Genomic DNA, 251 nt, shown 5'->3' with positions numbered 1-251 from the left:
GAAGAAACCGGCGGCTGTGTTGCCGATTCTCTTGAAATGGCTCGCTTTGGTGCCAATCATCCAGCCAGTACCCTGGTGGTGGCCGGGGTGCGTTTTATGGGTGAGACCGCCAAGGTACTCAGCCCGGAAAAACGGGTCTTGATGCCGACGCTGGAAGCGACCTGTTCACTGGATCTTGGTTGTCCGGTGGATGAATTTACTGAGTTTTGTGATCAGCACCCGGATCGTACCGTGGTGGTGTACGCCAATAC

1 protein-coding gene is annotated in these 251 nt (G+C 55.4%); it reads left to right on the top strand.

Translation table 11 applies throughout. The features are described from left to right. Nucleotides 1–251, top strand: a 251-nt coding sequence (gene nadA / locus Q4563_RS21340; protein WP_303605949.1) for a quinolinate synthase NadA, incomplete at both ends; no start/stop codon positions are given.

The sequence above is a fragment of the Gilvimarinus sp. 1_MG-2023 genome (assembly GCF_030548285.1).
The sequence above is the reverse complement of the archived record's forward strand: the minus strand, read 5'-3'. Positions and strand labels throughout refer to the sequence as shown.